This window comes from Streptomyces sp. GbtcB6, from assembly GCF_019091475.1.
GTDB lineage: Bacteria > Actinomycetota > Actinomycetes > Streptomycetales > Streptomycetaceae > Streptomyces > Streptomyces hyaluromycini.
Genome location: NZ_JAGXJL010000005.1, coordinates 161,390 through 182,959 on the forward strand (window position 1 = coordinate 161,390; position 21,570 = coordinate 182,959).

The 21,570-nt window shown below is 71.5% G+C and carries 19 protein-coding genes; 7 read left to right on the forward strand and 12 right to left on the reverse strand.

What is annotated here, in order from left to right; genetic code table 11:
* Nucleotides 1-40: 40 nt before the first annotated feature.
* Nucleotides 41-550: a nuclear transport factor 2 family protein gene (locus tag KVT45_RS11125; protein WP_217546452.1), complete on the reverse strand. Its 510-nt coding sequence runs from the start codon at nucleotides 548-550 to the stop codon at nucleotides 41-43.
* A 158-nt stretch (nucleotides 551-708) separates the two neighbouring features.
* On the opposite strand from KVT45_RS11125, the gene KVT45_RS11130 reads away from it, so the two are divergent.
* Nucleotides 709-1,188 carry a MarR family winged helix-turn-helix transcriptional regulator gene (locus tag KVT45_RS11130; protein ID WP_217546453.1) on the forward strand — a complete coding sequence of 160 codons (480 nt, stop codon included), beginning with the start codon at nucleotides 709-711 and terminating at the stop codon, nucleotides 1,186-1,188.
* A 490-nt stretch (nucleotides 1,189-1,678) separates the two neighbouring features.
* On the opposite strand, the gene KVT45_RS11135 is transcribed toward KVT45_RS11130, so the two are convergent.
* The gene (locus tag KVT45_RS11135; protein ID WP_254646595.1) at nucleotides 1,679-3,256 is read right to left on the reverse strand and encodes a PucR family transcriptional regulator; all 1,578 of its coding nucleotides are present in this window, start codon (nucleotides 3,254-3,256) and stop codon (nucleotides 1,679-1,681) included.
* Nucleotides 3,257-3,368: 112 nt separating this feature from the next.
* Between KVT45_RS11135 and KVT45_RS11140 the strand changes: the two genes are divergently transcribed.
* Nucleotides 3,369-4,829 carry a sodium:solute symporter gene (locus KVT45_RS11140; protein ID WP_217546455.1) on the forward strand — a complete coding sequence of 487 codons (1,461 nt, stop codon included), beginning with the start codon at nucleotides 3,369-3,371 and terminating at the stop codon, nucleotides 4,827-4,829.
* Between the two features lie 78 nt (nucleotides 4,830-4,907).
* The gene (locus KVT45_RS11145) at nucleotides 4,908-5,666 is read left to right on the forward strand and encodes a class II aldolase/adducin family protein (RefSeq protein WP_217546457.1); all 759 of its coding nucleotides are present in this window, start codon (nucleotides 4,908-4,910) and stop codon (nucleotides 5,664-5,666) included.
* A gap of 24 nt (nucleotides 5,667-5,690) precedes the next feature.
* Here the strand turns inward: KVT45_RS11145 and KVT45_RS11150 are convergent, their stop codons facing one another.
* Together KVT45_RS11150 and KVT45_RS11155 are read right to left on the reverse strand one after the other, a co-directional pair.
* On the reverse strand, nucleotides 5,691-7,109 hold the full coding sequence (locus tag KVT45_RS11150; RefSeq protein WP_217546458.1) for an FAD-binding oxidoreductase: 1,419 nt from the start codon (nucleotides 7,107-7,109) through the stop codon (nucleotides 5,691-5,693).
* Between the two features lie 9 nt (nucleotides 7,110-7,118).
* Nucleotides 7,119-7,775, reverse strand: a complete 657-nt coding sequence (locus KVT45_RS11155; protein ID WP_217546460.1) for a rhomboid-like protein — start codon at nucleotides 7,773-7,775, stop codon at nucleotides 7,119-7,121.
* A 397-nt stretch (nucleotides 7,776-8,172) separates the two neighbouring features.
* Between KVT45_RS11155 and KVT45_RS11160 the strand changes: the two genes are divergently transcribed.
* Entirely contained in the window at nucleotides 8,173-8,859 is a 687-nt protein-coding gene (locus tag KVT45_RS11160) for a pentapeptide repeat-containing protein (RefSeq protein WP_217546462.1), read from the forward strand.
* An 89-nt stretch (nucleotides 8,860-8,948) separates the two neighbouring features.
* Here the strand turns inward: KVT45_RS11160 and KVT45_RS11165 are convergent, their stop codons facing one another.
* Nucleotides 8,949-14,174: a hypothetical protein gene (locus KVT45_RS11165; RefSeq protein WP_217546463.1), complete on the reverse strand. Its 5,226-nt coding sequence runs from the start codon at nucleotides 14,172-14,174 to the stop codon at nucleotides 8,949-8,951.
* A 137-nt stretch (nucleotides 14,175-14,311) separates the two neighbouring features.
* On the reverse strand, nucleotides 14,312-14,812 hold the full coding sequence (locus KVT45_RS11170) for a hypothetical protein (protein ID WP_217546465.1): 501 nt from the start codon (nucleotides 14,810-14,812) through the stop codon (nucleotides 14,312-14,314).
* 6 nt (nucleotides 14,813-14,818) lie between these two features.
* Between KVT45_RS11170 and KVT45_RS11175 the strand changes: the two genes are divergently transcribed.
* Nucleotides 14,819-16,231 (forward strand): M1 family metallopeptidase, encoded by a 1,413-nt coding sequence (locus KVT45_RS11175; protein WP_217546466.1) that lies wholly within the window; start codon nucleotides 14,819-14,821, stop codon nucleotides 16,229-16,231.
* Here KVT45_RS11175 and KVT45_RS11180 read toward each other — a convergent pair.
* From KVT45_RS11180 to KVT45_RS11200, 5 genes are all read right to left on the reverse strand, one after another.
* Entirely contained in the window at nucleotides 16,228-16,764 is a 537-nt protein-coding gene (locus KVT45_RS11180; RefSeq protein WP_217546468.1) for a GNAT family N-acetyltransferase, read from the reverse strand. The two genes, KVT45_RS11175 and KVT45_RS11180, sit on opposite strands and share 4 nt — an antisense overlap.
* A gap of 140 nt (nucleotides 16,765-16,904) precedes the next feature.
* Complete coding sequence (locus tag KVT45_RS11185; RefSeq protein WP_217546470.1) at nucleotides 16,905-17,252, reverse strand: hypothetical protein; 348 nt, start codon at nucleotides 17,250-17,252, stop codon at nucleotides 16,905-16,907.
* A 58-nt stretch (nucleotides 17,253-17,310) separates the two neighbouring features.
* Nucleotides 17,311-17,922: a Uma2 family endonuclease gene (locus tag KVT45_RS11190; RefSeq protein WP_217546832.1), complete on the reverse strand. Its 612-nt coding sequence runs from the start codon at nucleotides 17,920-17,922 to the stop codon at nucleotides 17,311-17,313.
* Between the two features lie 49 nt (nucleotides 17,923-17,971).
* On the reverse strand, nucleotides 17,972-18,826 hold the full coding sequence (locus KVT45_RS11195; protein WP_217546472.1) for a helix-turn-helix domain-containing protein: 855 nt from the start codon (nucleotides 18,824-18,826) through the stop codon (nucleotides 17,972-17,974).
* A 256-nt stretch (nucleotides 18,827-19,082) separates the two neighbouring features.
* Nucleotides 19,083-19,457, reverse strand: a complete 375-nt coding sequence (locus KVT45_RS11200) for an ATP-binding protein (protein WP_217546834.1) — start codon at nucleotides 19,455-19,457, stop codon at nucleotides 19,083-19,085.
* A gap of 193 nt (nucleotides 19,458-19,650) precedes the next feature.
* Here KVT45_RS11200 and KVT45_RS11205 point away from each other — a divergent pair, with 193 nt between their 5' ends.
* Both KVT45_RS11205 and KVT45_RS11210 read left to right on the forward strand, forming a co-directional pair.
* Nucleotides 19,651-20,508, forward strand: a complete 858-nt coding sequence (locus tag KVT45_RS11205) for a helix-turn-helix transcriptional regulator (RefSeq protein ID WP_217546473.1) — start codon at nucleotides 19,651-19,653, stop codon at nucleotides 20,506-20,508.
* Nucleotides 20,505-20,792, forward strand: a complete 288-nt coding sequence (locus KVT45_RS11210) for a DUF397 domain-containing protein (RefSeq protein ID WP_217546475.1) — start codon at nucleotides 20,505-20,507, stop codon at nucleotides 20,790-20,792. The genes KVT45_RS11205 and KVT45_RS11210 overlap by 4 nt, the downstream gene beginning before the upstream one ends.
* Nucleotides 20,793-20,855: 63 nt before the next feature.
* On the opposite strand, the gene KVT45_RS11215 is transcribed toward KVT45_RS11210, so the two are convergent.
* A complete protein-coding gene (locus tag KVT45_RS11215) occupies nucleotides 20,856-21,431 on the reverse strand; it encodes a TerD family protein (protein ID WP_089101822.1) in 576 nt (191 codons plus the stop codon).
* Between the last annotated feature and the right edge of the window lie 139 nt (nucleotides 21,432-21,570).

Sequence of the window (21,570 nt, forward strand, 5' to 3'; positions counted from 1 at the left end):
TTCTGTCCTGGAGTCGGAGGGCGGCTTCTTCCACCGGCGTTCAGGCCGCGCTCGCGTCGGCCGCCTTGAAACGGGCGGCTGCCTCGGCGGGGGCGTTCAGATTGCCTTCGGTCCAGCCGATGCCCTGGACGAGGCGCTCGATGCGCCAGCCCTGCGCGGTACGGCGCATGTGGTTCGTGTACGTGCCCCGCATGAGGAAGAAGTCCCCACCCTCGGCGCCCTCCAGGTAGTGCTGGGCGTACATGTACGAGTGGCAGACGGCCCGGTCGGGATCGTTCTCGTCGAACTCGATGACGTGGTTCGGGCTCAGGTGCTGGCGGGCGGTGAATCCGGAGAGGCCGCCGCGGGCGAAGTGGACGAAGTCGTCGCGGGCGAAGTCGTTCGCGGGCATGCCCGCGTCGGAGAAGTCGATGTGCACCGGGTCGGTGAAGCAGGTGGCGTACAGGTCCCAGTCCGCGCGGTCGATCGCGACGGCGTACCGGATGACGGTGTCACTGATCGCGGCGCGGTCTTCGAGGCGGCGGATACGGAATTCGAGGTCGGAAGTCATGGTCGGTCGTTCCTTGCGTGAGGTGTGCCTGGTGGACGTCTTGCGCGCCAAACATACGACTCAGGATCGTCCGAAGCAAGATGATCTGATGAGGGAAGGTTTTGGTCCGGATCGTATTATGGTGGATGGACGACCCAGGGAATCCAGGATGGTGACGCGTGGCCCCCAGCGATCGGCGGACAGTGCCGCATGAGATGTGCGCGCTCACCGACGACCCCTCGACCGCGGATCTCACCTGGCTCACACACCGGGCCGCTGCCGCCCTCGGAGACGTCTTCGACGCGGTGTGCCGGGAGGCGGGCCTCGCCGATATGCGGGACTGGCTCGTCCTCGCGCTGGTGGGCGAAGGGGGACAGCGCACGCAGTCGGAGATCGGTGCGCAGCTCGGCATCGACAAGACGACGCTGGTCTCCCTGTTGGACCGACTTGAGCGGGAGGGGCTGATCATCCGCACCTTCTCCGCACGTGATCGCCGGGTCCGCATCCCGGAGGCGACGGCCGCCGGGCTCGCCCTGCACGACAAGGTGGCCGTAGCGCGCGACGAGGCGATTCAACGACGGCTGGCGACCATCCCGGCCGCCCAGCAGGCGCTCCTGAGGTCGATGCTGTGGACCATCTCCATGGGCACCTCTCAATGAGGCGTTCCCTGCGAAGCCGCGCCATGCGGTCCGGTATGCCTCGCGGGCATCGTCGAGACAGCTGTCTCTGATCACGGTCCGACGGTAGGCGGGCGGCATGGCCGGCTGTCATGGCCGAAGCGCTCGCAGTCGTTGAACTACGTGTCTGACGGAGTGCCCGACCTGGTCCCGTGTGATCGGCGAACGAGCAATCAACCAGCTGAAAGCCTTCAGTGGGTGTACGGCCTCGGAGGGCAGAAGAGTGCGAGGAGGAGCGAATTCAATGTTCAGCAGCCCCTTTTGCGTGAGCGATGCGTGAGCGGACGGTGCGGCAGGAGCCGTCCTGACGTGGACCGGGCCCCACAACAAACCTGTCCTGACCTGGTGGTTCCGGACGCCGAGTCAGAGTCCGGAACTACCCAGCAAGATCCTGCCCGGACTTGTAAAGCGAAGGTCGTCGGTTCGAATCCGTCAGGGGGCTCCACGGACTACATCCACGGCGGGCCGCCTGTCAGGGCGAATGCCATTGCAGGGCGAACCACAGCTCCATGCGGACGCCGGGGTCCTGCAGGTCCACGTCGAGGAGGTCGGCGAGGCGGGCCAGGCGGTGGCGCACGGTGTTGCGGTGCACCCGCAGGGCCGCCGCGGTGCCGTCCCAGCTGCCGTGCAGTGCCAGCCAGGTCCGCAGGGTGTCGAGGAGGACCTCGGCGCCCGGTGCGCCGGCCCGGTCCAGGGGCGCGAAGCGGCTGCGGGCGAGGGCATGGGCTTCGGCGGGGGAGACGAGCGCCTGCAGGGTGAGGGGGTCGGCGGTGTGGACGACGGCGGGTGTGCCGGCGGCGACGGCGCGCCGTAGGGCACGTTCGGCCTGGGCGTCGGCGCGCGGCAGGTCGGGCGCGGCCACGGGTGCGCTGTAACCGAGGACCCAGCCGAGGCCGGCCGCCTGGGCGGGCACGTTCGGCCGGGCGTCGGGGGCGCAGGGCACCAGCGCCTTGAGGCCGGCGCTGTCCATGTGCACGTAGGGAGTGCCCAACAGGGCGGACAGAGCGGCCAGTTGGGCTGGAGCTACGTCAACGGACGAGCCGTCGGGCAGGTGCCGGCCGTGCACCACCGTCCAGTGGTCGTGGCCCGCCCCGGCCGGCGTGAGCGCGGGCGCGACCTCGGCGGGCGTGGCCCCGAGCATCAGCCGTACCAGTGCGCCGACGCTGTGGGTGTCGGTGCTCAGGGCGTGCCGCGGGCTGGTGAGCAGGGCCAGCAGAACCGCCGCGGTGCCGGTCACCTGGCGGTGTACGGCGGTCGGGGGCGTGGTCGCGGCCTGGCCCAGGGCGAGCGCCGCGCCGGCCGTGCGGTCCGCGCCGGCCGGCAGGGCGTGGACGGTCAGATGGACACCCTGGTCGTGCGCCGCGGCCGCCCTGGGACCGCCGTCCTGCCGCAGGGTGCGCAGGGCGAGATCGCGCAGCAGGTGCGGGGACGCGGGGCGGGGGCCCGCCGCGAAGAGTTCGGTGCCCTGGGTGTCGTACAGGACCGACCAGGCCCCGGTGCGGGCGGCCAGCTGGCCGAGGACGGCACGCAGGGCGTCCGGGCGGGCGGCGGCCGAGGCCAGCGCCGACTGGGCCCGGGAGACCTCCCGCAGCTCGCGGTTGCGGGCCTCGGCGATCGCCGCGTACGTGGCCTGTCCGACGGCGACGAACGGGGTGGCGGGCGGGAGCCGCAGCAACGGCAGGCCGTGCCGGTCGCAGGCCCGGACGAGTTCCGGCGGGACCTCGGGGTGCACGGGGGCCACGCCGAAGCCGAGGGCGGCCACTCCGGCGGCGACGACCCGGCGGACGTAGGTGTCGATGCCGTCCGGGTCGCCGGGGAGCCGGACCCCGGCGGTCAGCAGCAGTTCGCCCCCGACCAGGTACGGCGTCGGGTCCTCGATCTCCGTGGTGCCGACCGTGCCGACCGGACGGTCCTCGGCCGGCGGTCCGGCGACCTGGGTGAGGCCGAGGCCCGGGGCGGCGAGCAGCACACCGAGGCGCACGGACGGCTGCTCGGTGCCGGCGTCGCCGTCGGGGCCCGAGCCGGGGCCCGCGGTGGCGGATTCATCCAATGAGCATCTCCATATTGGACAGAAGCGGCACTTCAGCTCCAGTACACCCCGTGGCTACGGTCATGTCACTCCCCCCACCCGACCCCGCTCTCCCCCGTCCCCGGAGGATTCCATGACCGTCGACTACCTCGTCATGGCCGTATACCTGATCGGCATCATCGGCGTCGGCTGGTGGGGCAAACGCCGCGCCGCCTCCAAGAGCGACTTCCTGGTCGCCGGCAGACGCCTCGGACCCCTGATGTACACCGGCACGATGGCAGCCGTCGTCCTCGGCGGCGCCTCCACCATCGGCGGTGTCCGTCTCGGCTACACCTACGGCGTCTCCGGCGCCACGATGGTCGGCGCCATCGGTCTCGGCCTGCTGGCGCTGAGCGCCTTCTTCTCCGCCCGGATCGCCCGGCTGCGGGTGTACACGGTCGCCGAGATGCTCTCGCTGCGCTACGGCGACGCGGCCAGCGTGATCTCCGGCGTCGTCATGTGGGTCTACACGCTGATGCTGGCGGTGACCTCGACGATCGCGTACGCCAGTGTCTTCGACGTCCTCTTCGACGTGCCGCGCTGGGTCGCGGTGGTCGTCGGCGGCACGATCGTCGTCGGCTACTCGGCGCTCGGCGGCATGTGGTCGATCACCCTCACCGACATGGTGCAGTTCGTGGTGAAGAGCATCGGCGTGCTCGTCCTGCTGCTGCCGATCGCGGTCGTCAAGGCGGGCGGCTTCGGCGCCATGGCCGACCGGCTTCCGCAGGGCTACTTCTCGCCCACCTCCATCGGCGGGCAGACCATCTTCACCTTCGTGCTGATCTACACCTTCGGCATGCTGATCGGGCAGGACATCTGGCAGCGCGTCTTCACCGCCCGCAGCGACAAGGTCGCCTCCTGGGGCGGCACCGTCGCCGGTGTCTACTGTCTGGCGTACGCGCTGGCCGGCGCGTTCATCGGCATGGCGACGAAGACCCTCTACCCGAACCTGGCCGACGCCGACCAGGCCTTCGCCACCATCGTCAAGCACGCCCTGCCCACCGGCGTCCGCGGCCTGGTGCTGGCCGCCGCGCTGTCCGCGATGATGTCCACCGCCAGTGGCGCCCTGATCGCCTCCGCGACCGTCGCCAACAACGACATCTGGGCCCGGCTGCGCCGCCGTGCGACGCCCGGGGACCAGGACGAGATCGCCTCCAACCGGCTCGCCATCGCCGTCCTCGGCGCGGTCGCCATGGGGATCGCCTGCGTCCTCGGGGACGTCCTCTCGGCACTGACCGTCGCCTACAACCTGCTCGTGGGCGGGCTGCTGGTACCGATCCTCGGCGGTCTGCTCTGGCGGCGCGGCAACCTTCCGGGCGCGCTGACCGCGATGATCGCGGGCGGTACGACGGTGATCACCCTCATGGTGACCGACGGCCTGCTCGCCAACGAGCCGATCTACTACGGCCTCCTCGCCAGTCTCCTCGCCTACGTCGCCGTGAGCCTCGCGACCAGGCCGACCGACGAGACGCTCCTGGAGGCGTGGCGCCGCCGCCTGGCGGGCGAACCGGCCCCGGCCGCGGCCGCCACGAGCCCGGAGCTCAGCGCGGCCTGAACCCCGACCACCGGAACCCGCCCGCACCCGCCCGCACCCGCACGTGCCCGTACCCCGCTGAAAGCTGAAAGGCCCCCGATGTCCACCCCCTCCGCGGAAGAACTCCGTCTGCGCCGCGAACTCGCCGCCGTCTACCGCCTGGTGGCCCACTTCCGGATGACCGACCTGATCTTCACGCACATCTCGGTGCGGTTGCCCGGCCCGGAACACCACTTCCTGATCAACCCCTACGGGCTGCTCTTCGAGGAGATCACCGCCTCGAACCTGGTGAAGATCGACCTCGACGGCAACCCCGTCGAGGAGACCCCCCACCCCGTCAACCCGGCCGGTTTCGTCATCCACAGCGCGATCCACGCCGCCCGCTCCGACGCCCACTGCGTCCTGCACACCCACACCAGGGCGGGCTGCGCGGTCGCCGCACAGGAGGAGGGCCTGCTCCCGCTCAACCAGATCTCCATGGAGTTCTACGGCAGGCTCGGCTACCACTCCTACGAGGGTGTCGCCCTCAACCTCGCCGAGCAGCGGCGGCTGGTCGCCGACCTCGGCGGCCACCCGGCGATGATCCTGCGCAACCACGGACTGCTGACCGTCGGCGAGACCCCCGCCCAGGCGTTCCTGCGCATGTACTACCTGGACAAGGCCTGCGAGATCCAGACCACGGCCGCGGCCGGGGGCGCCAAGCTCGTCCTCCCCGACCCCGAGGTCCGCGAACTCACCGCCCGCCAACTGGCCGGGGAGGAGCACGACTCCGACCTCCAGGACGACAAGGCGTACGACCTCGCCTGGTCGGCACTGCTCAGGCTGGTCGAGCGCATCGCCCCCGACTACAAGGACTGACGGGGCCGAGGGGCCGGCGGCGCCTCAGTGCCGCCCCGCCACCCGGTCCGCGACCCGGGCCAGCCGGGACGACTCGGTGCTCGGGTGGAGGCGTTCGCGCTGGTCGGCGGCGCGGTAGGTGGCGTACATGCCCTGGACGCCGAGCCAGCGGAAGGGCTCCGGCTCCCACTTGCGGACCTTGTGGTTCACCCACGGCAGTGCGGTCAGCTCGGTGCGGCCGCCCTGCCCGGAGTCGAGTTGCACGAGGTCCCGGAGCGTCCGGGCCGCGAGGTTGGTGGTGGCGACCCCGGAGCCGACGTAGCCGCCCGCCCAGCCGAGCCCCGTCGTACGGTCCAGGGTGACGGTCGCGCACCAGTCCCGCGGCACCCCGAGCACCCCGGACCAGGCGTGCTCGACCGCGACACCCGCCAGGGACGGGAAGAACCGCACGAGGATCTCGCGCAGCGCCTCGACCGTCGCCTCCTGCGTCCGCCCGTCGTTGTCCGTCCGCGACCCGAACCGGTACGGCACCCCGCGCCCGCCGAGCGCGATCCGCCCGTCGGCCGTGCGCTGCGCGTACATGTACGCGTGCGCCATGTCGCCCAGGGTCTCCCGGCCGTCCCACCCCACCGACGCCCACTGCTCCGCCGTGAGCGGCTCGGTGGCGATCATCGAGGAGTTCATCGGCAGCCAGGTGCGCTTCTGGCCCTTGAGGTTCGCGGTGAAGCCCTCGGTGCAGCGCAGGATGTACGGGGCGCGGACCGTGCCGTACGGGGTGACGGCGTGCCGGGGCCGGATCTCGGTCACCGGCGTGGACTCGTGGATCTCCACCCCCAGCGCCTCCACCGCCGCCACCAGACCCTTCACCAGCTTCACGGGGTGCAGCCGGGCGCCGTGCGGGGTCCAGGTGCCGCCCACCGCGTCGGCGACCCGGATCCGCTCCCGGGTCTCCCCGGCGCCGTACAGCTCGCGGTCCTTCTCGCCGTACGACAGCTCGTGCTCGTGGAAGGCCTTCAGACGGGCCAGCTGGGCAGGGGTGGTGGCGACCTCCAGCACTCCGCCCTTGTGCAGGTCGGCGTCGATCTCCTCGGCCGCGGTGACCGTCACGACCTCGTCGACGGTCTCGTCCATGGCCTTCTGCAGGCGTACGGCGGCCTCGTGGCCGTGCAGCGCGGCGTACCGGTCGCGGCCGGCGATGCCGTTGTAGAGCCAGCCGCCGTTGCGGCCGGAGGCGCCGTAGCCGCAGAACTTCTGCTCCAGGACGGTGACCCGGAGGAAGGGGGCGGCCTTCTTCAGGTAGTAGGCGGTCCACAGCCCCGTGTACCCGCCGCCGACGATCACGACGTCCGCCGACGCGTCACCGTCCAGCGGCTCCCGCACCGCCGGGAGGCCGTCGTCCGCGTACCAGAAGGAGATGCCGCCGTTGACGGCAGCGCTTGCCGACCTGCTTGCCGAGCTGCTCATGGCCGGACGTTAACCCTTGAGAGCGGCGAATGTCTCCTTCGGATTCCATGCTTTTCCGCGCCCCCTGACCAGCGGATAGCAGCCGAGACCGATCAGCGCGGCGACGAAGTGGCCCAGGTCGGTGAAGGCCGGCGACTCGGTCAGCGGCAGCCCGTAGACGAGGAGGACGGCCGCGAGGTACGGATACCGCCAGGGCGCCACGATCCGGTACGCGAGCACCGCGATCACCCCGGCCAGCGCGTAACTCACCCCGATGTCCAGGGTGTTGACCGCGGAGTGCGGGGCGATGCCGTCGTGGATCCCCTTCAGCAGCGCGCCCTCGCTGATCAGGGTGGCCAGGACGTGCGCGACCACGCACACCGCCAGCCAGCGGACCGTCCCCAGCCAGCGCTCCGCCGGCGCGTGGAAGACGGTGTAGAGGAAGGCGTACGGCACCCAGTGCCCGCCGTCGATCCACATCGCGCTGGCGACCAGCACCCGCACCGGGTTGTCCGACAGCTCACTGATGTTGGTGGAGCGCTGCCGCAGGAACTGCTGCTCGAACTCCGGCGACATGTGGTGCAGCGCGACGGTCGTCACGAAGAGAATCGCCAGCCAGATGTACGTGCCGGGGGCGCTGCGGACGTACACCCACACCTTGCCGCCGAGCCCCCGGAAAAATCCCATGAGGCGATTCACGCACGATCGTAACGCCGGGTGTGTGATTGACATTCCGGATGAGCCGATCGCCCAAGAGCTCGGGGGGCCGTGCGGTCTGGCGGCTGCGGCGCCGCTGTGGCTGGTCGCGCAGTTCCCCGCGCCCCTTTAGGCCGGCCTGCGCGTCGTTGCTTTCAGGGGCGCGGGGAACTGCGCGAGCAACCCACTACGACCCGCACCCTGCAGCGAACCGGTCACGGTTCCAGGACCGCCTTTCCGATGGTCGCCCTGGTCTCCAGGGCGCGGTGCGCGGCCGCCGCCTCGGCCGGCGGGAAGCACGGTTGAGGTCAAGGGCGGGCCGTTCTCTGCGCTCTCTCCGTTTTCGCCGGTCGCGGGGATTGTCAGTGGGGGCCTGCACTATGGGGGCATGGCGAGGACAGCGGCCGGTGGGGCCGGCGGAGGCAGGGTGAAGGGCGCGCGGCGGCCGGAGGTGCGGCTGCCCGAGTTGGAGCCCTGGGGCGGTGGCGAGCTGGAGCCGGACGGGGACTACGACGGGCTGGAGTTCCGGGAGGCGGACTTCGTCGGGCAGGACGGAGCGGGCGCCCGGTTCATGGACTGCGCGCTGAGGGACTGCGCCTTCGACGAGACGGGTCTGCGGCACGCGCGCGTGCTGGACACGGTCCTCACCGGGGCGAGAGGGGTCGGCACCGACCTGGCCGAGGCGACCCTGCGCGATGTCGAGCTGGTCGACGCCCGGCTGGGCGGCACCCAGCTGCACGGTGCCGTCCTGGAGCGTGTGGTGATCCGCGGCGGCAAGATCGACTACCTCAACCTGCGCACGGCCAGGCTGAGAGACGTGGTCTTCGAGGGCTGTGTGCTGGTCGAACCGGACTTCGGTGACGCGGTCCTGGAGCGGGTCGAGTTCACCGGCTGCACCCTGAAGGCGGCGGACTTCAGAGGGGTCACCATGAAGGACGTCGATCTGCGGGGCGCCGCGTCCCTGGAGATCGCGACCGGGGTGGAGCGACTGGCGGGAGCGGTGATCAGCACGTCCCAACTGCTGGATCTGGCACCGGTGCTGGCGGCACAGCTGGGGATCCGCGTGGAGGGGTGAGCGACCTCGGGATCAGCGCGCCCCGAAGGGGCGCGGGGAACTGCGCGAGCAACCCCCACCCACCCGCAGCCGCGAACCGGCCGAAGCACTCATTCCTGGGGCGCGGCCTTCTTCCGTAAGCCCAAGTGGTCGTCCGGATCCTGAAGCCGGTCCTGCTGCGCAGCAAGCATGCGGCGGACCACCGGCTCCGGCATGCGGATCACCACCGGCCGGGGCAGGGTCAGCTCCCGCACGGCGGTGCCGGTACGGCCGGTCCGCACGCGGTTGGTCACCCTCGCCACCACCCGCACGTCCAGCGTGAACTGCACCAGGACCGACGCGGACTTGGGCTTGTGCAGCGGCATCGAGCCCGACGCGTTCACCGCCGCGTCGGCCGCGCCGCCCGCGCCACCGGCGTTGCCCATCAGCTGGTTGAGGCGGAACTCGTCGGCGTTGAGCAGCCCCGCGCCTGCCAGCCCGCGTGCCGACCTGCCGTGGTCGGCGGAGCTCAGGCCGTCCGTCTGGGTGGGCCGGGGCGCGTCCAGGTGGCTCTGCCCCACCGTCTCGAAGGTCATCTTGTCGCCGACGCCCAGCACCCGTCCGTCCCGCAGCCGTGCGTGCAGGGACGTCTGCAGGTCCTGGCCCTCCACCCCGGTGGCGTGCACCGGCGGCAGCTCCGCCCCCGCCGAGGTCAGCAGCGGCAGCGCCGCGATCAGCCACTCGGTGGAGACGGCCTCGTTCAGGGTGTACGCGGCGGCCTGGCCCTTGCTCCGGAAGCGGTCGCCGCCGCCTGCCTCCCGGACCGCCGAGGTAACCAGCTCCCGTACCTGCGGGGCCCCTTGGAAGCCGTTCACCTGCGCCTCCATCGGCAGCCGCACACCCCCGGAGCGCCAGCTGCCGAGCGGAGCCGGGCGGCCGTCCCCCGGGCCGGGAGCCGGAGCCACCGGCCGGTGGCGGGGCGCGGTCAGCCGGGCGAGGGCGGCCAGGTCCTGGTCCAGGACGCGGTGGGTCAGTGCCTGGCGGCCCAGCGAGACCAGCGCGAGCCGGCGGTCGCCCCGGTGCAGTTCCAGGGTCGCCTCGATCGGCACCCGCATCTTCGACGACTTCGCGGTCTTCGCCTCCGCGACCGTCTTCATGCCGAGCTGGCCGCGGCTCGCCGTCCCGGAGCGCCGCGAGCCGCCCGAGCCGACGCCGAGGCCCGCCGCACCGCCCGTGCTCTTCAGCTGCCCGGTCCCGCCGTCCGGTTTGCCGGAGCCGGCGAGGATCCCCTCCACGCCGGTCGTCACGCCCTCGTCGTGGGAGGCGGCCTGCTGGGCGACGGCCGCGGTGATGTACTCCATGTCGCGGCCGTCGTCCGCCGCACCGTCGTAGGCGCCGTCGCCCAGCCGGTTGACCTTGAACACCGCCCAGTACGGGGTCCTGCGGCCGTCGAACAGCTCGACGGTGACCCCGCCGTCCATCGCGCCCGACAGCAGTCCCGCGCTGCCGTCGCGGTCCAGGACGCGCAGCAGCCGTTGCACGTTGTCGTTGCGGTCCGCCAGCTGCCGGCGGGGGAGCAGGTCGTCGGCGAGGCCCTGTTGCCCGCTCTCCGCGAGGCGGGTGCGGAGCCGGGCCAGCAGCGGCACGAAGTTCGGCAGGTTCTCGACCATGCCGAAGCCGAGGGACAGCCCGCGGGCGAAGGACGGGCCGCCGGTGCGCGGCGGTGCGGAGGTGGTCGACCCGGCCGTGTTTGCCGTGTCCGTGGCACGGGCCCCTCCCCGCGCCCCTTCCCGGGCCTCGCGCTCGGCGCCCGCCCGTGAGCTCTCGCCCGCCCGGGAGCTCTCCGCCGGTCGCCGCCCCGGCTGCCGGGTCGACGACATCAGGGCCGGTTCCGGGTCGAGCTTCAGCTGTCGCCGGATCGGCGCCGGCAGCTGCGCCTCCGTCAGCCACACCGCCGCCTCGGCCGGCAGGGTGCGCGCGGCCGTCGCCACGTAGGGGCCGCCGCCGGTGACCTTGACCTCGGCGACCATGGTGACGAGCAGGTCGCACTGGACCAGGTAGAGCGGCGCCTTCTTCGGGGTGTGGGCGTTGCGCTCGACCGTGCCGGACAGGGCCGCGGACCGGGTGTCGCCCTCGCTGGCGGTGCGGCTCCCGGAGAGGCCCTGGCCCAGACGCCACTCGGCGCCGTTCTCCGAGCCGGTGGCGCCGAACTGCCAGGTGCTGGTGGTGCCCTGCCCCTCCTGACCGGCCGCCTGGTGGCCGCCGAGCACGAAGGTCTCGGTGCCGGGCCCCGCGCCCCGGTGCAGGAACTTCGGGTTGGCCAGCGTCAGCCGGGTGCCCACGGCCCCGTTCAGCGCGGCGAGCCGGCGCGGATAGCGCAGGTTCTTCACCACCCACCCGGAGGACGCGGCCTGCCGCAGCGACGCCGTGATGGCCTGCGGCCCGAACCGCTCCTCGATGGCCAGCCGCGGCGCGAGCCCCTCCGTCTGCAGCGCGGGATCCTCGCGGACGCCCTTGTTGCGGGAGGCGGCCCGGGACAGCAGCTGGAAGGCGAGGTCCCGGACGGCCTGCCCGTCGCCGACCGTCTCCACCAGCTGCCAGTCCCGCAGCGCCTGTCCGGCCGACGGCCGGGGCACGAGCGTGGCCAGGTCGCCGATCCCCTCGGCGGTGACGGCGTGCTCGGGCCGCGGGGCCTGTGCCCGGCGCCGGTCGCCCACCGCGTCCTGCCGCCGCTTGCCCTCCTCGTCGAGGGTGAACTCCGTCGGCGTGACCAGCCGTACGTCCTGCTCGTCCAGGTGCAGTCCCGCCAGCCGCCTGGCCTCGGGCGCGTCCTGGCCCAGGGAGCCGGGGGTGAGGGCGCGGCCGAGCTTGCGCTGCCGGGAGGTCATGGTGACGTCGACGTCGAGGCGCAGGGCCGCCCCGAAGGTGCTGGCCTTCTCGGAGCCGTTGGTGAGGACGTCCGTGCGGGTGGTGGGGCCGGCCTGGTTGCGGCGGGTGCCGGAGCTGTGCCTCTCGTAGCGGGCCGAGCCGGTCAGGATGCCGGGGACGAGGCGGGCCTGGCCGAGCACCAGTCCGCCGATCGAGCGCGAACTTCCGCGTCCGCTCTGTGCGTTGCCGGTGACACCGGAGTGGCTGCGCACCAGCCAGTCGTCGGTGTCGCCGAGGTAGCCGGTCTCGCGGAGCTGCCCTCGGACGCGGATCTGCACGTCGTGGGAGTGCAGGGTGGTCTTGCGGCGCAGCCGCACCCGGATGCCGGTCGTGGTCAGCTGGTCCTTGTTGACCCGCAGGTTGGTCTCGGACAGGGCGGCCATCAGCTCGCGGTGGTTGCGCCGCTGGAGGGCGGCCTCCTCCTTGCTCGGGGTCGAGGCCACCGCATCCCTGCCGAAGGCGGGCAGATAGCCGGCCAGCCGGGGATCGGTGGCGAACAGCTCCCGCACGGCCCGCACCATGGGTTTGGTGTCGAGCTGGCTGAGGGTGACGCTGGAGCCCATGGCGCCGAAGGGGAGGTGCCGTTCGACGTCGACCTCGTCGCCGTTCTCGTCGGTCCGCTTCGGTTTCTCGATGAACCCCTTGGCCTTCTCGGTCTTCTTGGCCTCCTTGGCCTCGGCGTCCGGTGGCAGCGGCAGCCCGAGCGACCGCGCCTCGTCGGCCCGCAGGCTCATCCACACCCGCATCGAGTGCCGGGCGACCCGGGTCCCGGGGCGCAGGATCATCTCGGCCGAGCGCGGCCCCGTGCCCTCCGCGGTGAACAGCACGGTCGCGAGGTAGAGCACCTTGTCGCCGCGGACCTCCGCGCCCTGGCGGCTGGACACGGTCTGCTCGGCCACCGTGAACCGCGCCTTGCGGGCCGCCGCGACCGGCATGGCCGTGCCCCGCAGCACGGCGGCGTTCCCGACCGCTCCGACGCCGATGGCCGGGCCCAGGCCGCCGGTGACGGCGCGCCCCTTGCCCGCGCTCTCGGTGACCGTGTGCTGGGTCTGCTGATGGGTGCGCAGCTGGGTCCCGCCGGTGCCCCAGGCGGACGACATGCCGGTGATCTCGGCGTGCAGGCGGTAGCTGCCCACGCTGCTGCCGTCCTTGGCCGCCAGGTCCTCGCCGGTGACGCCGTCGCGCAGCAGCCGGGGCAGGTCCTCCAGGACGGTCGCCGTGGAGGTCGCCTCGTAGAGCCGGGCGCGGCCGGGTGCCCCGGCGGCGGTCAGCGAGGGGTGCAGGACGGAGGCGACCGCGTCGAAGAGTCCGCCGCCGCCCTGGTGCGGGGCCGCGGTGTCGGTGACGGCGACCGGGGCCAGGGAGTCGGCGAGCGAGACGCGCCGGGCGGTGTCCGGGCCGACGGCCTCCGGAGCGGCGGGTGTCCGGGTGCCGGCCGGGACCAGGTGTTCGGTGGGCACGCGCTGGGTGAGGGTGCCCGAGCCGTGGAAGGTCTGTGCGTGCTGTGCCGCGTGCTGGGTGCCCTGCTTCTTGATCCGTACGCCGTACCGCACCTTGCGGGGCGCCTCGACCGAGCCCTTCTCACTGCGCAGCACCCGCGGTTCGGCCACGTTGCGCTGGCTGCGGGACTCCCGTGCGGACTGCCAGGGCTGCGCGTTCACCAGGCCCGCGCCGCCCAGCCACAGCCCCGGTGCGACGGGCGCGAGCCCGAAGGCCATGCCGCCGACGCCCTTGCTCGACCCGCCGCTCGCGGTGGTCGCGACGGTGGCGGCGGTGTTGTGCTGGACGTCGACCTTGGTGTCCTTGCCCTCGGCGTCGTCCACCGCGGCGAGCGGCGCCCCGTCCGGGTCGGGCACGGTGTTGGCGAGCAGGTCCTTGGGGTGGAAGACCGGCGGCCGGTCGTCGGGGGCCCGGGAGACGGTGACGGTGACGTCGTACCAGTCCTTGCCGTCCCTGCCCCGGACCGCGAAGGCGCGGCCCTGGCCGTAGTACGACTCGGGGCGTCCGGCGAGTTCGGCGCCGATGTCGGCGACCGTGCCGTCGCCGTGTCCGACGACGGCGGCCACCGCGTTCCGTACGAACTCGTGCCCTGTCAGCCCGTACGCCGTGGACAGCCCGGCGGCCTGGAAGTCCATCAGGTACGGCGGCAGTACCAGGCCGGGATCGGTGTGTTCCTCGGCGATGGGGGCCACAGGCGCCACCGGCCGGCTCCGTACCGCCGGCGGCCGTGCGACGCCCTTCCCCTTCGCCTCCCGCAGCGCCTGCGTGGTGGCCGCGTTCCCCGCGGTCCCCTGGAGGGCGAGCAGAGCGTGTTCCGCGGGCCCGGCGGGCCTGGTGCTGCCGGTGGGCCTGGCGGTGACCGGTGCCGGGGAGACCTCGGAAGAGGCGTCTTTCCCGCTGTCGCCTGCCTGTCGCTGCTGCGTCCGCACGGAGTCAACGTAGGGGCGGCCGGGACAGGCGGAACGGCTTCCGCCGACTCCCGCCCCACTTGTCACTCCCGCCTCGGCGTACGGTCAACTTCCGTACACCCGTGGGTCGTTCAACCTTCCGGCAGGGGCCGGTAGGGCTATGACACCCTCGGGAAACGGGCCTGGAGCGTCCAGATCGCCGGATTGTCGGCCAGCCCCTCGTGCATGTCGGTGAGGTCGGCGACCAGGTCGTGCAGGAAGTCCCGTGCCTCCCGGCGCAGATCGGTGTGGGAGAAGGTGAGAGGCGGCTCCTCGGCCGGCATCCAGTCCGCCTCGATGTCCACCCAGCCGAAGCGGCGCTCGAAGAGCATGCGGTCGGTGGACTCGGTGAAGTCGAGTTCCGCGTGCTGCGGGCGGGCGGCCCGGGACCCCGCCGGATCCCTGTCCAGCCGTTCCGCGATGTCGCACAGCGCCCACGCGAAGTCGAGCACCGGCACCCATCCCCAGGCTGTGGACAGTTCCCGGTCCGCCTTGGTGTCCGCGAGGTAGACGTCACCGCAGAACAGGTCGTGACGCAGGGTGTGGACGTCCACCCGCCGGTAGTCCGTCTGGGGCGGGTCCGGGAAGCGGTTGGAGAGGGCGTAGCCGATGTCGAGCACATGCCGATGGTGTCACGGCGTCCTACGATCACGAGCGTGCCCCGGTCCCCGCTCCTCCTCCCGTCCGCGCTGCTCTGCCTCGTGCTGGCCGCGTGCGACGGCGGAGTCCACGGCACCCCGGGCGGCGCGGGCGTCCGCGACCCGTACTTCCCGAAGGCGGGGAACGGCGGCTACGACGTCGGCCACTACGGCCTCACCCTCGCCTACGACCCGGACGGCGGCCGCCTCACCGGCACCGCCGTCATCACCGCCCGTGCCACCCAGGATCTGACCGCCTTCGACCTCGACCTGAAGGGGCTGGACGTCGACACGGTCACCGTCGAGGGCAGACAGGCCCGCTGGAACCGCGCCGGCCAGGAACTGACCGTCCGCCCGCACGACGACCTGAAGAAGGGCGAGACCTTCAGCACGACCGTGCGCTACTCGGGCCGCCCGGAGACGCTCACCGACCCCGACGGCTCCGAGGAGGGCTGGCTGCGCACCGACGACGGCGCCCTCGGCCTCGGCGAACCGGTCGGCTCCATGGCCTGGTTCCCCGGCAACGACCACCCCTTTGACAAGGCGTCGTACGACATCACGGTCACCGTCCCGGAGGGCCTCCAGGCCGTCTCCAACGGGGAGCTGAAGAGCGAGACGACGAAGAACGGCCGTACGACCTTCGCCTGGCACAGCGCCGAGCCGATGGCGAGTTACGTCGCCACGGTCGCCGTCGGCCGCTACACGATCACCCGGTCCACCCTCCCCGACGGCCTCCCGGTGTACACGGCCGTGGACCCCACCCAGGAGAAGGCGAGCCGCGCGGTGCTGGCGCAGCTGCCCGAGATCATGGAGTGGGAGGACTACAACTTCGGCCCCTACCCCTTCCCCTCCACCGGCGCGATCGTCGACCGCCCCGCGGACTCCGGGTACGCCCTGGAGACCCAGACCCGGCCCGTCTTCCCCGGCGCCCCGGACACCGCCACCCTCGTCCACGAACTCGCCCACCAGTGGTACGGCGACTCCGTCACCCCGAGGACCTGGCGGGACATGTGGCTCAACGAGGGCTTCGCGACCTACGCCGAGTGGCTCTGGTCCGAGGACCACGGCGGCAGGACCGCCCAGCAGACCTTCGACAAGTTCTACGCCACCCCCGCGGACAGCGACCTGTGGGCGTTCCCGCCCGCCGAGCCGTCGAGCGCCGCGCACATCTCCGACCGGCCGGTGTACGACCGCGGCGCGATGGTCCTGCAGAAGATCCGCCAGAAGGTCGGCGACGACACCTTCTACGACATCATCCAGGGCTGGGCCGCCGCCCACCGCCACGGCAACGCGGACACGGCCGAGTTCACGGAGTACGTGGAGAAGACAGCGCCGGGGAAGGACTTCTCCGCCATCTGGAAGGACTGGCTGTACGGCGACGGAAAGCCGGCCCGGCCCTAGAGCCTGCCCTGGGCGCCCGTGCCCAGCTCCTTGCGCAGCACGGCACACGGACGGCCGCGTTCGCGGTCCGGGCGACGGTCGATCACCTCGTACCCGAGAGCGGTCCAGAAGGCGAGCCCCTTCGGGTTGCCCTCCAGCATGGCGAGCCGCACGGCGTCCCGCCCCGCCGCCCGGAACCGCCGCTCGATCTCCTCCGCGATCCGCCGCCCGTACCCCTTCCCCTGCGCCCCCGCGTCCACCATCAGCAGCCCGATCCACGGATCCGGGTCGGCCGGATCCGGGTGCCGGGCCAGCGTGACGACCACCCCGACCAGCCGCCCCTCGGCCCGCGCGAGCAGCACCTCCGCATCCGGATGGGCCAACTCGTCCGCCAGCTCGGCGGCCACCTGCTCCGGCCGGATGTCGTCCGGGTCCGGAAAGTCGCCGCTGAGCGCCTGGAACTCCCGGTTGGAGGCGTACAGCGCGGTGAGCTCGGAGAGGACCGGCGCCGGGATGTCGCGATCGGGGGTGAGGGGGACGGGGGCGAGGATCATGCGGGCAACCTATCCGGCCGTCAGCCGGAGCGGCGCTCGCCGCCGGGTTCCTGGGGGCCGGGGGATTCGTAGCGAAGTCCTTGCGGGTCGCGTAGCGCGGGCGGCCTCTTCGGCTCCGAAGGCGTACTTCCATCTCCAGCTCACGTGCGCACTGCCCTCAGCGCCTCTTCGGTGATCGCGCTCGTCTCGCGAAGGGCCTCTTGGGCGACGATCGGATCGTCGTGTTCCAGATCCTGCTCCGCCTGAGCATGGCGAGCGGACAGGTCTCGCCGACGAGCGATCTCGATCTCTTTGGCCCAGATCAGCACCCAGCTCTGCACCGGGCTGAGAGACTGCCACTCGACGGCTGTGGCGAAAGCCTCGTCCTTCGTGGTCTGCATTTCTTCCAGCAGGCCCGGCGCCACGACGGCGAGAGCCGAGCGCAGGGCTTCAGGGGTCTGTTCGGGGCGGGGGATCAGTTCGCCCCCGGGGCCGACCTCGGCGTTCATCGTGCCTTCCGGACGCTCTGATCACACGCCAGCTGTCGCCGGTCACAGTTGCATCCGCTCAGTGCTGCTCGCCGGTCCTGTCTCTGTAGCGCGGCAGGTTATCGGTCGAGATGGTCCAGTCGCCGATGGTGACGTCCTCGCCGTAGACGAAGTCCTTGCGGGTGGCGTAGCGGGGGCCGTCGGGGGTGGGGTGGATGTCGGTGAGGACGGCGCCGGTGCCGGTGCGGGGGTCGAAGATCGCGTAGATCGGGATGCCGATCAGGGGATAGTCGCGGATCTTGGTGACCCAGTCGTTCTCGGGGTTGGAACGGGAGACAACCTCAATGGCGGCGATGAGGGTGTGCGGGTCGAAGGAGCCTGGCACATCCATGTCATCCCAAGCGATCACCATCAGGTCGGGGCGACGCATGATGCCCTCGGACTCGTCCTCGACATCGGGCTCGCCCGTGTGGGCCAGGAGCTCCTCCGGCATCACCCTTTCGAGGCGTTTACGGAGATGCGCTGTGGTCAGCTCGTGTGGGCCGACGGGCGCCATCATGTCGTGAACGATCCCTTCCTTGGTGACTTCGAATTTGCCTGGCACCGTGTCGTCCGTGGACCGGATGAAATCCCGCATGGCCCGGTACCGGTGGGAGGCGCCCTGCTGCGCGTTGTCGGGTGCGATGGTCATGGCGCTCGCTCCTCGTCTGTGCCCAGGGGCAAGGATCGTCGCTTTCATGCTAGGTCTCCTCCGCGAGATCGGTTCGGCAGTCACGGCAGAGTCCAGGTGCCGGGGAGCGGAAGCCTCGGTCGCAGCCGTCGCAGTTGTGGATCCGGGTGGGCGCGGCTGGTGGCGGAGCCGGTGCGCGGAAGGGCGGTGGCGCGGGCAGCCGGTCCGTCAGGCGGTGGGCCAGGAGGGCGGCGGGCCTGTGGAGCGGTTCGGCCGGCAGGTCTGCGGTCAGGGCGTGCCGTACGGCGCTGGGGGCGGCGTCGCGCTCCAGCCAGGCGGCGACGCCCGGGGCCAGATGGTCGGCGTCGACGGCCGACAGCAGCAGCCGGGAGTCGTGGCGGCGGAGGTCCGTGAGCAGGTCCAGGGCCTTCTGGAGGAGCGCGGGGGAGGGGCAGGCCGGGCGTGGTACGGGTGGGAGGGCCTTGCGGGCGGGCTTCTGTGGTGCCTTCGGCCGTGCTGCGGCTTCGGGTTGACGGCGGCGGTTGCGGTGGCCGGGCTGGTTGCAGGAGACCGTGCGGGTGATGATCCGGCCGTCGGGGACGCGTTCGCGTTCGCGCCGCAGATAGCCGTGTTCCTCCAGCTCGCGCAGCGCGGCGCCGATACGGTCCCTGCCCTCCGGGAAGCGGATCGCCAGGCTCTTGATGTCGACCTGGGCGCCCTTGGGGAGCGACTGGATGTGCACGCCGAGCCCGATCGAGAGCGCCGAGAGGGTCGGGTGCTGGGCGAGGTGGTTGCCGATCACCACGAAGTGGGAGGTGTGACGGGCGTTGTCGTGCATGAGCCCGCCGGACCCCCGGTTCGGGTGCTTCTTGGCGGCAACACGGGACTCGGCGCACGAGGGCGCGCTAGGGTTTTTCGTATCCATCGGGAAGCGTCTCTTCCATGGTGGTCAGGCCCTCGCACTGGGATTGCCCGTCCCGGCGAGGGCCGAAGTTTTTCTGCGGTTGTTGCGCTGAGCGTAGGGCAGGCAACCCGCCTCAAATCCAGCCCAGTTGGGCATATTCACTCGCGGGAGTGACTCTGCGCGACGGGCGGGAGGGGTGGGGCTTGGTGGGGTTCTTTCTCCCCGTTTCGTTCCTTGGATGGTGACGTCCCTCGGGACCGAAGCCCGCGTTCCCGGGCTACGGCGACACCTCGATCTCGGCCCACACCGTCTTGCGCGGCGACAGCCCCGGTGCCACGCCCCACTTGTCGGCGAGCGCCTCCACGAGGACCAGGCCCCGGCCCGACTCGGCGTCCGGTGCGAGCGGCGGGGTGTGCGGCAGGCGGTCACCGCGGGTGTCCGTGACCTCGATCCGCAGCGTGTCCCCCACGACGTAGAGGAGAAGGCCGAAGTCGCGCCCCGGCACCCGCCCGTGCGTCGCCGCGTTCGCCGCCAGCTCGGCCACGATCTGCCTCGCCGGATCCAACGGCAGCCCCCAGACGCGCAGTTGCTCGGCGGCCAGCAGACGGGCCAGGCGAGCCCCGCGCGGCGTGGACGAGAGCCGCAGGCTCATGTTGCGGACGGGGGTGGAGATTTCATCGTTCACGTCACTCAGCGTGGCCGGGCATGCATACCGTGAACAGTGACGAAGCCCTTGCGTACGGTGACTGTCCGGTGCTTGTCCGGTGCTGTCCTGGCTGTCGGACGCGTTCGTACGGGTAGGGGCGGGGTCGCGGGTACGGGCGTACGGCACAAGGGGGCGTGGGATGGGCGTGGACGGCGGCGAGGTGACCGAGCCGGGCTGGGAGGTCGACCCGGACGACGACTGGGGCGTGGCGGTCATCGCGACGGTGGGCCGTCAGCTGAAGCTGCGGCGGGAGGCGGTGGGGATGCGGGCCGCCGAGTTCGGGGAGGCGGTCGGCTACGGCGAGGACATGGTCTACAAGGTGGAGGGCGGGAAGCGGATTCCTCGGCAGGAGTACCTGAATCGGGCGGACGAGGTCCTGGAGGCAGGTGGGCTGATCTCGGCGACCTGGGAGGACGTGAAGAGGGTCCGGTATCCGAAGAAGGTGCGGGAGTTGGCCAAGTTGGAGGGGCAGGCGGTGGAGATCGGGGTGTATGTGTGCCACAGCATCAGTGGGCTGTTGCAGACGCCTGAGCACGCGCGAGCCGTGATCTCGGCTGCCCAGCCGCCCTATTCACCGGACGACGTGGAGCGCATGGTGACGGCCCGTCTGGCTCGGCAGTCGGTCTTCGAACGAAACCCGGCTCCGTCCATCCACTTCGTGCTGGAAGAGGCACCGCTGCGCCGTCCCATCGGAGGCACAATGGTGTGGCGACGGCAGCTAGAACATCTGTTGGAGGTGGCTCGGCTGCACAACGTCATGCTTCAGGTGATGCCGTTGAACTCCGAAGTCCACTCCGGTCTGGACGGACGGATCGAGCTGCTGAAGTTCCCGGATGGTACGGCGGTAGGACGCTCCGACGGCGCCTTCAACGGCCGTCCGACATCGGACCCGAAAGAGCTCCGCGTCCTTGAGCTGCAATATGGCACCATCCGGGCACAGGCTCTCTCACCAGGGGAGTCGCTGGCCCTGATCAAGCAACTGCTGGGAGAAACATGATTCGCAAGGCCCCCTCCGGGGACGCCTCCGAACTGGCGTGGTTCAAGAGCAGCTACAGCGACGGCAATAACGGTGAGTCCTGCGTCGAAGTCGCCCTGGCGTGGTTCAAGAGCAGCTACAGCGGCGGCAACAGCGGCGAATCCTGCCTCGAAATAGCCCCCACCCCCACCACCATCCACATCCGCGACTCCAAGCACACGCACACGCCCGCCACCCCCGGCCCCCGGCTCGCCCTCGCCCCCTCCGCCTGGGCGGCCTTCCTGCCGTACGCGTCCGCGAGCTGAGCTGACGCCGGAGCCCCCGGCCGCAACCACACGGCCAGGGGCTCCCGCACAGCGCAGCGTCGGTCAGACGTTGACGCCGAAGTCCTGGGCGATGCCCACCAGGCCGGACGCGTAGCCCTGGCCGACCGCGCGGAACTTCCACTCGGCGCCGTTGCGGTACAGCTCGCCGAAGACCATCGCCGTCTCCGTCGCCGCGTCCTCGGAGAGGTCGTAGCGGGCGATCTCGGCGCCGCCGGCCTGGTTGACGATGCGGATGTAGGCGTTGCGGACCTGGCCGAAGTTCTGCGAGCGGGTCTCCGCGTCGTAGATCGAGACCGGGAAGACGATCTTGTCGATGTCGGCCGGCAGGCCGGCCAGGTTGACGTTGATCGCCTCGTCGTCGCCGGCGCCCTCGCCCGTGCGGTTGTCACCGGTGTGGACGATCGTGTTGTCCGGCGTCTGCTTGTTGTTGAAGAAGACGAAGTGGGCGTCCGAGTACACCTTGCCCTGCGTGTTGACCGCGATGGCCGAGGCGTCCAGGTCGAAGTCCGTGCCGGTGGTGGTGCGGACGTCCCAGCCGAGGCCCACGGTGACGGCGGTCAGGCCCGGTGCCTCCTTGGTGAGCGAGACGTTGCCACCCTTGGACAGGCTTACAGCCATGGTCGGGAGTCCTTTCCCTTGTCTGCGTACGGCCGTGCGGCGTACGGGCTTGAAGCTACATCTACCCGTATGAACGCCACGAGGGGTACCGAAGGTTCCATCTCGCTTTACCTTCTTTACCGAACTCTTGGTGAACATA